General features: G+C 74.0%; 12 protein-coding genes. 8 read left to right on the forward strand and 4 right to left on the reverse strand.

The window, feature by feature from the left end:
- Position 1: 1 nt before the first annotated feature.
- Both BUE45_RS11240 and BUE45_RS11245 read right to left on the reverse strand, forming a co-directional pair.
- Positions 2 to 1,168: a sensor histidine kinase gene (locus BUE45_RS11240; protein ID WP_073378547.1), complete on the reverse strand. Its 1,167-nt coding sequence runs from the start codon at positions 1,166 to 1,168 to the stop codon at positions 2 to 4.
- A 103-nt stretch (positions 1,169 to 1,271) separates the two neighbouring features.
- Positions 1,272 to 2,114 carry a spermidine synthase gene (locus BUE45_RS11245; RefSeq protein WP_073378549.1) on the reverse strand — a complete coding sequence of 281 codons (843 nt, stop codon included), beginning with the start codon at positions 2,112 to 2,114 and terminating at the stop codon, positions 1,272 to 1,274.
- A gap of 218 nt (positions 2,115 to 2,332) precedes the next feature.
- On the opposite strand from BUE45_RS11245, the gene BUE45_RS11250 reads away from it, so the two are divergent.
- Positions 2,333 to 4,069 (forward strand): proline--tRNA ligase, encoded by a 1,737-nt coding sequence (locus BUE45_RS11250; protein ID WP_073378551.1) that lies wholly within the window; start codon positions 2,333 to 2,335, stop codon positions 4,067 to 4,069.
- A gap of 66 nt (positions 4,070 to 4,135) precedes the next feature.
- On the opposite strand, the gene BUE45_RS11255 is transcribed toward BUE45_RS11250, so the two are convergent.
- Complete coding sequence (locus BUE45_RS11255) at positions 4,136 to 4,582, reverse strand: ferritin-like domain-containing protein (RefSeq protein ID WP_073378916.1); 447 nt, start codon at positions 4,580 to 4,582, stop codon at positions 4,136 to 4,138.
- A gap of 40 nt (positions 4,583 to 4,622) precedes the next feature.
- Positions 4,623 to 5,120 (reverse strand): ferritin-like domain-containing protein, encoded by a 498-nt coding sequence (locus BUE45_RS11260; RefSeq protein WP_073378553.1) that lies wholly within the window; start codon positions 5,118 to 5,120, stop codon positions 4,623 to 4,625.
- 341 nt (positions 5,121 to 5,461) lie between these two features.
- On the opposite strand from BUE45_RS11260, the gene rimP reads away from it, so the two are divergent.
- The 7 genes from rimP to truB all read left to right on the forward strand — a co-directional run bounded on the left by rimP (position 5,462) and on the right by truB (position 12,507).
- Complete coding sequence (gene rimP / locus BUE45_RS11265) at positions 5,462 to 5,944, forward strand: ribosome maturation factor RimP (protein WP_073378556.1); 483 nt, start codon at positions 5,462 to 5,464, stop codon at positions 5,942 to 5,944.
- A gap of 24 nt (positions 5,945 to 5,968) precedes the next feature.
- Positions 5,969 to 6,991: a transcription termination factor NusA gene (gene nusA, locus BUE45_RS11270; protein WP_073378559.1), complete on the forward strand. Its 1,023-nt coding sequence runs from the start codon at positions 5,969 to 5,971 to the stop codon at positions 6,989 to 6,991.
- 27 nt (positions 6,992 to 7,018) lie between these two features.
- Positions 7,019 to 7,327 (forward strand): YlxR family protein, encoded by a 309-nt coding sequence (locus BUE45_RS11275; protein WP_073378561.1) that lies wholly within the window; start codon positions 7,019 to 7,021, stop codon positions 7,325 to 7,327.
- A 212-nt stretch (positions 7,328 to 7,539) separates the two neighbouring features.
- A complete protein-coding gene (gene infB / locus BUE45_RS11280) occupies positions 7,540 to 10,683 on the forward strand; it encodes a translation initiation factor IF-2 (RefSeq protein WP_073378563.1) in 3,144 nt (1,047 codons plus the stop codon).
- A gap of 87 nt (positions 10,684 to 10,770) precedes the next feature.
- Positions 10,771 to 11,067: a DUF503 domain-containing protein gene (locus BUE45_RS11285; RefSeq protein WP_073378565.1), complete on the forward strand. Its 297-nt coding sequence runs from the start codon at positions 10,771 to 10,773 to the stop codon at positions 11,065 to 11,067.
- Between the two features lie 2 nt (positions 11,068 to 11,069).
- Positions 11,070 to 11,525 carry a 30S ribosome-binding factor RbfA gene (rbfA, locus tag BUE45_RS11290; RefSeq protein ID WP_073378567.1) on the forward strand — a complete coding sequence of 152 codons (456 nt, stop codon included), beginning with the start codon at positions 11,070 to 11,072 and terminating at the stop codon, positions 11,523 to 11,525.
- A gap of 94 nt (positions 11,526 to 11,619) precedes the next feature.
- Positions 11,620 to 12,507 carry a tRNA pseudouridine(55) synthase TruB gene (gene truB, locus BUE45_RS11295; protein WP_073378569.1) on the forward strand — a complete coding sequence of 296 codons (888 nt, stop codon included), beginning with the start codon at positions 11,620 to 11,622 and terminating at the stop codon, positions 12,505 to 12,507.

Raw genomic sequence — 12,507 nt, forward strand, 5'->3', positions numbered from 1 at the left:
GTCACCCCGTTCGCTCGTCGGAACCCTCGATCGGCAGCCGGGCCCGCACCCGGAATCCTCCCCCCTCCGCGGGGCCGGCGTCCACCGTGCCGCCGACCAGGGAGGCCCGCTCGCGCATGCCCGTGATGCCGTTGCCCGCCGAGGGCTCGCCCAGCGTGCCCCGCCCGTCGTCGGACACCTCCACGAGGACCTCGCGGGGCCGGTAGTCCACCAGCACCGTCGCCCGGTCCGCGCCCGCGTGGCGCACCACGTTGGTCAGTGCCTCCTGCACGGTGCGGTACACGGCGTTGTCGGTGCCCACGGGCAGCCGCACCGGCGACCCCGCGACCTCGACCTCCACCTCGATCCCGGCGCTCCGGGCGGCCTCGGCGACCTCGTCGATCCGGTCGGCGCCCGGGACGGGGGAGCGGGGCGCGCCCTCGTCCACCGTCCGCAGCACCCCCAGGATGGCGCGCAGCTCCACCAGCGTGTCCTTGCTGGTCTGCTTGATGGTGGCCAGCGCCTCGGAGGCCCGCTCCGGCTCGTTCTCCATCAGGTACAGGGCGGTCCCGGCCTGCACGTTGATGAGGGAGATGTTGTGCGCGACCGTGTCGTGGACGTCGCGGGCCAGCCGCAGCCGCTCCTCGGAGGCCCGCCGCAGCAGCTCCTCGTCCCGGGTGCGCAGGGCCTCCGCCCGGCGCTCGCGGTCCGCCCGCAGGTACTCGTGCCGCCAGCGCACCACCTCGCCCGTGCACAGCAGGACCAGCACCCAGCCGACGACGCCGATCGCCTCGGCCCGGAACGTCTGGCCGACCAGCAGTTCGTAGCCGTTGACCGCCAGGAACTGGGTGATCCCCAGCGTCCATCCGAACGCGCGGTGCCCCCACCTGACCAGGGTGTACAGCATCACGGCGGTGCAGGCCATGACCACCCCGTCGGGGTACCCCAGCGGGTAGTAGGCGGTCGCGGCCGTCACCGACACCACCGCGACGGTGCGGGGGAGGGCGGTGCGCCACAGCAGGGGGAGTGCGGCGGCGGCGATGACCGCGTACCCCCACGGCCACGGCTCGGCGACCCCGGGCTCGGGGTCCACCAGTCCGATCACGAAGGTGCTGCCCGCCGACAGCAGGAGCAGGCCCAGCGCGATCCGGACGTCGGTACGCGTGGGACGCGGGAGTGGTGCTGTCACACCCCCGACGGTACGGCCCGCACGCAGGGGTTTCCGTCCTCCCCCGGGAGGCGATCCCCCGCCCCGCCTACTCCCCCGGGAGTAGGCGGCGCCCCCGGCGCGGTCAGAAGACGTCGTCGGGCGGGGCGGGGGAGTCGACGGCGGCGGCGTCGCGCACGGGCGCGTGGCCGGAGGCGAACCGGTCCAGGTCCCCGCCGGAGAGCAGGCGCGCCATCTCCGGGTCGCGGTGCGCCCGCCGGGACAGCTCGTCCTCGGGCAGCGGGGAGTGGGAGGCCGTGAGCACCAGGTTGCCGAACCGGCGGCCGCGCAGCACGCCCGGCTCCGCCGACAGCGCGGTGTGCGCGAGCGCCTCCCGGACCGTCGCCACCTGGCCGCGGGTGTGCGCCAGCGCCCCTCCGTCGCCCACGTTCACCGCCAGCAGCCCGCCGGGCCGCAGCACCCGGGCGGCCTCGGCGTAGAACTCCGCCGACGTCAGGCGGGCCGGGGTGCGGGCGCCCGCGAACACGTCGGACACGATGAGGTCGGCGCTCGCGTCCCGGCGGGTCGCGAGCCACTCGCGGGCGTCGCCGATCCCCACCCGCAGCTGCGCGCGCCGGTCCCAGGGCAGCCGCCGCCGGACCAGCTCCACCAGTGGGGCGTCCACGTCCACCGCCCGCTGGCGCGAGCCCGGCCGGGTGTGCGCGATGTAGCGGGCCAGGGTCAGCGCCCCCGCCCCCAGGTGCAGGGCGCTGATCGGCTCCCGCTCCGGGGCGACCAGGTCGGCGGCGTGCGCGATCCGCCGCACGTAAGAGAAGTCGAGGTGTGCCGGGTCGGACAGGTCCACGTGGGACTGGGGCGTGCCGCCCACCACCAGGAACCAGGAGTCGGCCCGGTCGGCGTCGGCCAGCAGCTCCATCCCCGGGGCCCCGATGACCTCGTCGTCGTCCCGCGTACCGCGTCCGCCCATGTCCCCGTCCCGTCCGTCCCGATGCGGCCCCCAGCGTAGTCGTCCGCGGGGAGGGGAATGAGCGCGCGCACCGCCCCCCGGTGGCGTTAGCCTGGGTCTGCCCAGGGTTCCCGCCGCACGCCGCCCCCGTCCGGCCGCGCGGCGCCGTCCCCTGGCCTTCCAACACAACCGCGCCCCCGCCGGGGCGCGATCACCGAGGAGTGGCCGTGCTACTGCGGATGTCGAACCTGTTCCTGCGCACCCTGCGTGAGGACCCGGCGGACGCCGAGGTGCCGAGCCACAAGCTGCTCGTCCGCGGCGGCTACGTGCGCCGCGCCGCCCCCGGCGTCTACTCCTGGCTGCCCCTGGGCAAGATCGTCCTGGAGAACGTCGCCCGCGTGGTGCGCGAGGAGATGAACGCGATCGGCGGCCAGGAGCTGCTGCTGCCCGCGCTGCTGCCCCGGGAGTACTACGAGGCGACCGGCCGCTGGGAGGAGTACGGCGACACCCTCTTCCGCCTCCAGGACCGCAAGGGCGCCGACTACCTGCTCGGCCCCACCCACGAGGAGGTCTTCACCCTCCTGGTCAAGGGCGAGTACTCCTCCTACAAGGACTTCCCGGTCATCCTGTACCAGATCCAGGAGAAGTTCCGCGACGAGGCGCGGCCCCGGGCGGGCGTGCTGCGCGGCCGCGAGTTCCACATGAAGGACTCCTACTCCTTCGACATCGACGACGCGGGCCTCCAGGAGTCCTACGACAAGCACCGGGCCGCCTACATCCGCATCTTCGACAGGCTGGGCCTGGAGTACGTCGTCGTCAAGGCCACCTCCGGCGCCATGGGCGGCTCGGCCTCCGAGGAGTTCCTCGCGGTCGCGCCCACCGGCGAGGACACCTTCGTGCGCAGCACGGGGTCGGACTACGCGGCCAACGTCGAGGCGGTCACCACCCCGGCGCCCGCGGCGCTGCCGGTCGAGGGGCTGCCCGAGGCGAGGGTCCACCACACCCCGGACACCGCCACCATCCGGACCCTGGTCGACCTCCTCAACGACCTGGACCTGGGCCGCGACTTCAGCGAGGCCGACACCCTCAAGAACGTCCTGGTCAAGACCCGCGTCCCGGGCGCGCGGGAGTGGGAGCTGCTCGCCGTCGGCCTGCCCGGCGACCGCGAGGTGGACTTCAAGCGCCTGGAGGCCGCGCTGGAGCCGGCCGAGGTCGCGCTGCTGGACGAGGCCGACTTCGCCGCCAACCCGTTCCTGGCCAAGGGCTACATCGGCCCCCGCGCCCTGCTCGACAACAAGGTCCGCTACCTGGTGGACCCGCGCGTGGCCACCGGCACCGCCTGGGTGACCGGCGCGGACCGGCCCGACCACCACGTCATCGACCTGGTGGCGGGGCGCGACTTCACCCCGGACGGCACCATCGACGTCGCCGAGGTCCGCGACGGCGACCCCTCCCCGGACGGGCAGGGCACCCTGTACACCGCGCGCGGCATCGAGATCGGCCACATCTTCCAGCTGGGCCGCAAGTACGCCGACGCGTTCCAGGTCGACGCCCTGGGCCCGGACGGCAAGCCCAAGCGCGTCACCATGGGCTCCTACGGCATCGGCGTCTCCCGGGTGGTGGCCTCCGTCATCGAGCAGTCGCACGACGACAAGGGCATCGTGTGGCCGCGCGAGATCGCCCCGGCCGACGTGCACGTCGTCGGCACCGGGAAGGGCGACCAGATCGCGGAGGCGCTGCGCATCGCCGGCGAGCTGGAGGCCCGCGGGCTGCGCGTCCTGGTGGACGACCGCAAGGGCGTCTCGCCCGGCGTCAAGTTCACCGACGCCGAGCTGCTGGGCGTGCCCACCGCCGTCATCGTGGGCCGCGGCCTCGCCGACGGCGTGGTGGAGCTGCGCGACCGCGCCACCGGCGGGCGCGAGGAGGTCGCCCTGGACGCGGTCGTCGAGCGCGCCGAGGCCGCCTGCCGCGCCTGACGCACCGACGCGACCGGCCCCGCCCGCACTCCCGCGGGCGGGGCCGCAGTACGGTGCCGCCCGGCGTCAGGCGGCGTCGAACCCCGGCAGGGCCCCGGGGTCCCCGCCCAGCTCCAGCACCCGCACCGCCGCGCCCTGGAGGTTGCGGGCCCCGGTCGTGCGCAGGTCGGTGTCGCGGGCGGACGACAGCCACGCGTAGGCGCGGGCCGTGTCCTCCTCCAGCCCCAGCAGGAAGGCGTCCAGCGCCTCGTCGCCGCGCTCCTCCGGCAGGGGGTACCAGGCCGGAGCGGGCTTCAGCCGCACGCCCGACGCCACCGCCAGCCCGTGCAGTTCGTCACGCAGCGCCTTGTGCACCAGCGCCGCCTCGCCGGCCCGCGTGCGGTAGTCGAGGCCGCCGCCGGCACCGCCCGCGAACTCGTACCCGTACACCGCCGCGTGCTCGGCGGACAGGGCCTCGGCCAGCGCCCGGGGGCCGTCGTCGGCCGCCTCGACGGACAGGTCCGCGTCACTCACGGGCATCGCCCTCCTCCACTTCCCTCGCGGCCCCGCCTGCTCACGCGCGCGCCAGCAGGTGGGCGTGCACGGCCTCGCAGGCCCCGATGCCGCTGATCAGCTGGGCCAGGCCGGGGTCGGAGACCGCCGCCGCCTGGTCGATGCGGGCTGCCGCGGCCGAGACCTCCAGCACCCGCAGCCCCTCCGCGTCCGGGGCGGTGTCCGGGGCCGGGTCCACCGGCCGCTCCGACGGCTCCCCGGGCCCCTGCGCCGCGGCGGACTCCTCGGGCAGCGCGGCCGCCAGCGCGTCCACGTGCTCCAGGTGGTGGCCGCGCAGCCGCTCCAGCAGGTCGGCGGGGCCCGAACCGGTCTCGACGGCCTTCGCGTAGCGGGCCGCGACCAGCTCCTTCTCCCGCAGCAGCGTGCGGACCACGTGCTCGTCGGGGGTCACGTCGGCCGGGTACCACTCGGCTCCTCCGCACCCGCCCGCCCCCGCGACGGCGGCGCCCGCCACCACCGCGCCCAGGACGGTGCGGCGACTGACGCTCACCTCGCCCACGCGCTCTCCCTCCGTGCCCCGTACCGCCCTCGGCGGCGGCCGCCTCCATCTTTCCACGGCCGGGGCCGGCACCGCTCCCCGCCCGCATCTCCTGCGGGGCGGGCCCTGCGGGCCGGCCCGGGCGCCCCGCGACCCGTCCCCCGGAGGACGGCGACCTGGAAAGCCCCCGGGTGTGGATACCCTTGCACCACGACCGCCGTCGTACGCGACGCGCGGCCGGTTCGCGTCCCCGTGGGGGGAGCGGACCCGACAGTCGAAGACTCACGTACAGAGCTGGACCGCCCCGTACACCGGCCCGAAGGCCGCACGGGCGGGATTCTCGCCTTGAAGGGGCACACCACATGGGAGCGCAGGCGCGCGAGGAGCGCATCGCCGAGCTGCTGGAACCCGTCCTGGCCGCGGCCGGGCTGGACCTGGAGGCCGTCGAGCTGACACCGGCCGGCAAGCGCCGGGTCCTGCGGGTGGTCGTGGACTCCGACAACGGGGTGGACCTGGACACCGTCGGCGAGGTCAGCCAGGAGGTCGACACCCTCCTGGAGTCCTCCGACGTCATGGGCGAGCTGCCCTACGTCCTGGAGGTCACCTCCCCCGGGGTGGACCGCCCGCTGACCGAGCCGCGGCACTGGCGCCGCTCGCGCGGGCGCCTGGTACAGGCGTCGCTCGCGGAGGGCGGCGAGGTCACCGGCCGGGTCACCGGGGCCGACGACGACGGCGTCACCCTGGACGTCGAGGGCCGTCCCCGCACCTACTCCTACGCCGATCTCGGCAAGGGCAGGGTGCAGGTGGAATTCCGCCGTGCCGCCGACACCGACGCGGCGGACTAGAGGGGGAGCCCCGTGGACATTGACATGAGCGTTCTGCGCAGCCTGGAACGCGAGAAGGACATCTCCGTCGAGCTGGTCGCCCGCGCCATCGAGGACGCCCTCCTGATCGCGTACCACCGCGAGGAGGGCCCCGACAAGAAGGCCAGGGTCGAGCTCGACCGCTCCAGCGGGCACGTCACCGTGTGGGTGGCCGAGCTGGACGAGGAGGGCGGCGTCGTCGGCGAGTCCGACGGCACGCCCACCAACTTCGGCCGCATCGCGACCTCCACCGCCAAGCAGGTCATCCTCCAGCGCCTGCGCGACGCCGAGGACGAGCTGACCCTGGGCGAGTTCGCCGGGCGCGAGCACGACATCGTCTCGGGCATCATCCAGCAGGGCCGGGACCCCCGCAACGTCCTGGTCGACCTGGGCCGGCTCGAAGCGGTGCTGCCCCCGCAGGAGCAGGTGCCCACCGAGACCTACACGCACGGCGAGCGCCTGCGCGCCTACGTGGTCCAGGTGCGCAAGGGCCACCGCGGCCCCTCGGTGACCCTGTCCCGCACCCACCCCAACCTGGTGCGCAAGCTCTTCGAGCTGGAGGTCCCCGAGATCGCCGACGGCACGGTGGAGATCGCCGCGATCGCCCGCGAGGCCGGGCACCGCACCAAGATGGCGGTCCGCTCCAACCGGGGCGGCGTCAACGCCAAGGGCGCCTGCATCGGCCCGCTGGGCAGCCGCGTGCGCAACGTCATGGCGGAGCTGCACGGGGAGAAGATCGACATCGTCGACCACTCCGACGACCCGGCGGTCTTCGTCGCCAACGCGCTGTCCCCGGCGCGGGTCAATTCCGTGGAAATCCTCGACATGGCCGCCCGGGTGGCGCGGGTGGTCGTGCCCGACTACCAGCAGTCTCTGGCGATCGGCAAGGAGGGCCAGAACGCCCGCCTGGCCGCGCGTCTGACCGGCTGGCGCATCGACATCCGCTCCGACGCGGAGCCCGCCGAGGCCGCGGGGCCGACCGGCGACGCGGACGACACGGACGGCCGCGACGCCGCGACGGACGGTTAACGGGTCGCGGCCATGCCTCGACGCGATATGGTTGCGGGAGACGGTCCCGACCGCCCCACGCGTACGTGTGTGGGGTGTCGGTCGCGGGCAGTCCAATCCGACCTCGTTCGGATGGTGGCCCAGGGCAGGGCCGTCATCCCCGACGTCCGGGGTCGACGTCCGGGTCGCGGTGCCTACCTGCACGACGATCGGCGGTGCCTTCGGGCGGCCGAGCGCAGGCGGGTGTGGTCACGCGCCTTTCGGAGGGGACCGGGCGACGACGGGTGGGACGTTTCACGTGTGGAGGCGCTGTTCGGCGCCACCCCGCACGACCCCCCGGCGGAGCCGTCCCGATAGGGTTGGAATGTCCGGACCGGCCTCCGGGTTGTAGTGACCGAGGTCGGTGTGCAGTGCTGCGTGCTGCACGTGATGTGTACGGCCCATTGTTGTGTAGCGATGAGGAAGCAGGTCGAGATTGCGATGAGCGCCTGATGAGTACGCAGCGATGAGTACGAGCTAACAACGGTCCGGCACGAGCCCATGTCCCGGACCGAAGCTGAAGGAGAGTAGTGGCGAAGGTCCGGGTGTACGAACTCGCCAAGGAGTTCGGAGTAGAGAGCAAGGCCGTCCTGGCCAAGCTCAACGAGATGGGCGAATTCGTCCGTTCGGCGTCCTCGACGATAGAGGCCCCCGTCGTACGACGCCTGCAGGAAGCTTTCAACAACGGCGGTGACGGCGGCAAGAAGGGCGGGGCTCCCAAGCCCGGCCCGCGTGCCGAGTCCTCCGCGGGCCCCAAGCCGGGGCCCGCCCCCAAGCCGGGACCCAAGCCGGGTCCGGCTCCCAAGCCCGCGCCGCAGGCTCCGGCGGCCCAGGCCCCGGCGCCCCAGCAGGCTCCGCCTGCGCAGGCGCCCGCCGCACCGGCTCCGGTCGAACCGGCTCCGGCGGCGCAGGCCGCCCCGCCCGCCCAGGGCGAGGCCGCGCGTCCGGCGGCCCCGGGCCCCAAGCCCGGCCCCAAGGCCCCGCGTTCCGAGTCCGGCCCGCGTCCCGGCGGCGCTCCGCGCCCCGGCCAGCAGGGCCGTCCCGAGGGCGGTGCCCCCCGCGGCGACCGTCCCGAGCGCGGTGGCGACCGCCCCGAGCGCGGCGAGCGTCCGCAGCGCGGTGACCGCGGAGACCGCGGTCCCCGTTCCGAGGGCCGCAACCCCCGTCCGGGCCCGCGCCCGGCCGGCCCGCGTCCCGGCAACAACCCGTTCCAGACGAACGCCTCGGGCATGGGCGCCAAGTCGGCCGCCCCGCGTCCGGGCGGCGGTGCCCCGCGCCCCGGCGGCCAGGGCGGTCCCCGCCCCGGTCCGCGTCCGGGTCCGCAGGGCGACCAGCGCGCGCCCCGTCCGGGCGGCGCTCCGCGTCCGGGTGCCACCGGTGCTCCGGGCGGTCCCCGCCCCGGTCCGCGTCCGGGTCCGCAGGGCGACCGCGCCCCGCGTCCGGGCGGTGCCGCGGGCGTGCCGCGCCCCGGCGGCGCCGCGGGTGCCCCCCGTCCGGGCCCGCGCCCGGGCGGTCCGCGCCCCAGCCCGATGAACATGCCCTCCTCCCGTCCGAACCCGCCCGCGGGTGCCGGTCGCGGCGGTGCGGGCGGCGGCCGTCCCGGCCCCGGCGGCCGCGGTCGCGGCGGAGCCCCGGCCGGTGCCGGCGGTCCGCGTCCGGGCGGTGGCGGCGGTGGCGGCGGCCGTCCCGGCGGTGGCGGCGGCTTCGGCGGCCGTCCCGGTGGCGGCGGTCGCGGTCGCGGCGGCGGCACGGCCGGTGCGTTCGGACGTCCGGGCGGTCGTCCCGGGCGCGCCCGCAAGTCCAAGAAGCAGCGGCGCCAGGAGTTCAACGACCTCCAGGCCCCGTCGTTCGGCGGCGTCAAGATCCCGAGCGGCAACAACCAGGTCATCCGCCTGTCCCGCGGTGCCTCGCTGTCCGACTTCGGCGACAAGATCGAGGTCAACCCGGCGTCGCTGGTCCAGGTGCTCATGCACCTGGGCGAGATGGTCACCGCGACCCAGTCCCTCCCGGACGAGACCCTGATGCTGCTGGGCGAGGAGCTCAAGTACCGCATCGAGGTCGTCAGCCCGGAGGACGAGGACCGCGAGCTCCTGGAGTCCTTCTCCATCGAGTTCGGCGAGGACGACGGCACCGAAGAGGACCTGCGTCCCCGTCCGCCCGTGGTCACCGTCATGGGCCACGTCGACCACGGTAAGACCCGACTGCTGGACACCATCCGCAAGTCCAACGTCGTGAGCGGCGAGGCCGGCGGTATCACCCAGCACATCGGCGCCTACCAGGTCGCGACCGAGGTGGACGGCGAAGAGCGCAAGATCACCTTCATCGACACCCCCGGCCACGAGGCGTTCACCGCCATGCGTGCCCGCGGTGCCAAGGTCACCGACATCGCGGTGCTGGTGGTCGCGGCCGACGACGGCGTCAAGCCGCAGACGGCCGAGGCCATCGACCACGCCAAGGCGGCCGAGGTGCCGATCGTGGTCGCGGTCAACAAGATCGACGTCGAGGGCGCCGACCCGCAGCGGGTCCGCGCGCAGCTCACCGAGTACGGCCTGGTGGCCGAGGAGTACGGCGGCGACGTCCAGTTCGTGGACATCTCCGCGCTCCGCGGCACCAACATCGACTCGCTGCTGGAGTCGATCGTGCTGACGTCCGACGCGGCCCTGGACCTCCAGGCCAACCCGGACATGGACGCGCAGGGCCTGGCCATCGAGGCCTACCTGGACCGCGGCCGCGGCTCCACCGCCACGGTGCTGGTCCAGCGCGGAACGCTGAACGTCGGCGACTCGATCGTCTGCGGCGACGCCTACGGCCGCGTTCGCGCCATGCTCGACGAGCACGGCAACAACGTGCAGAGCGCCGAGCCGTCCCGTCCGGTGCAGGTGCTGGGTCTGACCAACGTTCCCAGCGCCGGCGACAGCTTCCTGGTCGTCAAGGACGACCGGGTGGCCCGCCAGATCGCCCAGCAGCGCGAGGCGCGCGAGCGCTTCGCCCAGCAGGCGCGGTCGGCCCGCCGGGTCACCCTCGACAACTGGCAGAAGACCCTGGAGGAGGGGGAGCGCTCCGAGCTGCTCCTGCTCATCAAGGGCGACATGTCCGGTTCCGTCGAGGCCCTGGAGGAGTCGCTGCTCAAGATCGACGCCGGTGGCGACGAGGTGAGCATCCGGGTCATCGGGCGCGGTGTCGGTGCGATCACGCAGAACGACATCAACCTGGCGGCCTCCGCCGACGCCATCATCATCGGCTTCAACGTTCGGCCCGAGGGTAAGAACAGCGAGCTCGCCGACCGCATGGGCGTCGACATCCGCTACTACTCGGTCATCTACCAGGCCATCGACGAGGTCGAAGCCGCCGTCAAGGGTCTCCTCAAGCCCATCTACGAGGAGGTCAAGCTCGGTTCGGCTGAGATCCGCGAGGTCTTCAAGGTGCCCCGGATCGGCAACATCGCCGGTTCGATCGTCCGCGACGGCATCATCCGCCGCAACTCCAAGGCGCGGCTCATCCGCGACGGGGTCGTCATCTCCGCGAACCTCACGGTGGAGTCGCTCCGCCGGTTCAAGGACGACGCGACCGAGGTCCGCGAGGGCTTCGAGTGCGGTATCGGTGTCGGGTACAACGATGTCCGCATCGAGGACGTCATCGAGACGTACGAGATGCAGGAGAAGCCCCGCGACTAGTCGTCGCGAGGCCTGATCCACCGGGGCCCCGGACACTCGCTGTCCGGGGCCCCGCCTTTGACGGTTCACAACACCACAGGTGATCACTTGTACGTTGGGGCGCTGACCCTGGACGTCCTCCTCGGGGACGTCCACTCGCTCAAACAGAAGCGTTCGCTGGTGCGGCCGGTCATCGCCGAGCTGCGCCGCAAGTTCTCGGTGTCGGTCTCCGAGGTGGGGGAGCACGACCTGTACCGCCGCGCCAAGATCGGTGTCGCTGTGGTCGCCCCGACCGCGGCCCACGCCCGGGAGCAGATGGACACCTGCGAGAACTTCGTAGCGGGCCGCCCCGAACTGGAGCTGCTGTCCGCCAGGCAGCGGCTCTTCAACGAAGAGGAAGACTGACGATGGTTGACGCCGCACGCGCGCGCAAGATCGCCGACCGCATCCAGCGCATCGTCGCCGAGATGCTGGACCGGCGGATCAAGGACCCGCGCCTGGGATTCGTCACCGTGACCGACGCGCGCATCACGGCCGATCTGCGGGACGCCACGGTGTACTACACGGTGTTCGGCAGCGCCGAGGACCGCTCGGCCTCCGCCGCCGCGCTGGAGAGCGCCAAGGGCCTCATCCGCAGCGAGGTGGGCAGGCAGACCGGCATCCGCCACACGCCGAGCCTGACCTTCGTCATCGACGAGGTGCAGGAGAACGCCCAGCACATCGAGGAGCTGCTGGTGCAGGCGCGCAGGTCGGACGCGGAGGTGGCCGAGCGGGCCACCGGCGCGAGCCCCGCGGGCGAGGCCGACCCCTACAAGGCCCCGCGCGAGATCGAGGACGACGAGGACGACGGGGACGAGAAGTAGCCTCCCCGTCCTCCCCGAACGGACGACCCGGGGGGCGGGCGGCGGCCCCGCGCCGCCCGCCCGCCCCCCTTCCCATCCCTGACCGAGGAGACCGATGGCCGAGAGCGGCGTCGTAGTGATCGACAAACCCGCCGACTGGACCTCGCACGACGTGGTCGCCAAGACCCGCGGGCTGGCCCGCACGCGGCGGGTCGGGCACGCGGGCACCCTGGACCCGATGGCCACCGGGGTCCTGGTGCTGGGGATCGAGAAGGGCACCAAGCTCCTGGGCCACCTCACCCTCACGGAGAAGGCGTACGACGCCACGATCCGGCTGGGGCTCACCACCGACACCGACGACGCCGAGGGCCGGCCGGGGGTGCGGGCCGACGCCTCCGGGGTCGGGGACGAGGCGGTCCGCGCGGCGGTGCGAGCGCTCACCGGGGAGATCATGCAGGTCCCGCCGCAGGTCAGCGCCATCAAGGTGGACGGCAAGCGGGCCTACAAGTCGGCACGGGAGGGCAAGGAGGTCGAGCTGAAGGCGCGGCCGGTCACCGTCGCCGCGTTCGAGGTGACCGACATCCGCCGGGTCGCCGACGCGGACGGGGGGTTCGTGGACGTGGACGCCTCCGTCGTCTGCTCCAGCGGAACCTACATCCGCTCCCTGGCCCGCGACATGGGCGAGGCCCTGGGGACCGGCGGCCACCTCACGGCGCTGCGCCGCACCCGGGTGGGGCCCTACGGCCTGGAGCAGGCGCGCACCCTGGAGCAGCTGGCGACCGAGTTCACCCAGGTCCCGCTGGCCGAGGCGGTCGCCGCGGCCTTCCCCGCCCGCGCCCTCACCGCGGAGGAGACCCGCAGGGTGCGGCACGGGAACCGGATCGACCCCACCGACCAGGGGCGGGGGCCCATCGGCCTGTTCGACCCCGACGGCCGGGTGATCGCGCTGGCGGAGAACCGCCGCGACCACATGAAGCCGCTGGTGGTTTTCGAGCCCGCCTGA

This window comes from Nocardiopsis flavescens (genome assembly GCF_900141985.1).
Lineage (GTDB): Bacteria > Actinomycetota > Actinomycetes > Streptosporangiales > Streptosporangiaceae > Nocardiopsis > Nocardiopsis flavescens.